Genomic DNA, 807 nt, shown 5'->3' with positions numbered 1-807 from the left:
TTGTTGCACAAAATGACGATGCGGAACGATTCAGGCAGCGACAGGGCGAGCGTCAGTGCCGTCAGCCCGTTTCCGGCAATCAATACGTCGCAATCCGTTTGCATGGTGTTGTCCTTGTTTGAGAGGTCGTCTGAAACGGCAATATGGACGGCAAATCAGGCGGGGCCCATGCCGTTGAACACATCTTTTTTCTTCAGCCCTGCCGCGAAGTCGAGCATACGCTGCAAAGGCAGTTTGGCGGCTTTGCCCAGCTTCCTGTCCAACAGGATTTCGTTGTGTCCGCTTGTCAGGGCGTATTTGATGCCACCCAGCGAATTCATTGCCATCCACGGGCAGAACGCGCAGCTTTTACAGCTTCCGCCGTTGCCCGCCGTCGGTGCGGCGATAAATTCTTTGTCAGGCGCCTGCTTTTGCATTTCGTGCAGGATGCCCAAATCGGTCGCCACGATGAATTTTTTTTCAGGACGCGATACGGCGGCTTTGAGCAGTTTGCTGGTCGAGCCGACCACGTCGCCCAGTTCGATGACGCTTTGCGGCGATTCAGGATGGACCAGCACCACCGCGTCGGGGTGTTCCGCCTTCAACGCCGCCAGCTCCTGCCCTTTGAATTCGTTATGGACGATGCACGAACCCTGCCACAAAAGCATATCCGCGCCCGTTTCGCGGCGGATGTAGTCGCCGAGGTGGCGGTCGGGCCCCCAAATCAGCTTCTCGCCGCGCGATTTCAGATACGACACGATTTCCAACGCCACCGAAGACGTTACCACCCAGTCGGCACGCGCTTTTACGGCAGCGGAAGTGTTGGCG

Annotated in this window: 1 protein-coding gene; it reads right to left on the bottom strand. The window is 57.5% G+C overall.

The window, feature by feature from the left end; genetic code table 11:
• Window positions 1-155: 155 nt before the first annotated feature.
• Window positions 156-807 (bottom strand): quinolinate synthase NadA (locus ACTHUM_RS15985; protein ID WP_440403419.1); only part of this gene is annotated, 652 nt, incomplete at its 5' end.

The sequence above is a fragment of the Neisseria sp. P0021.S006 genome (assembly GCF_051956895.1).
This window is presented reverse-complemented; position numbering and strand designations above follow the sequence as displayed.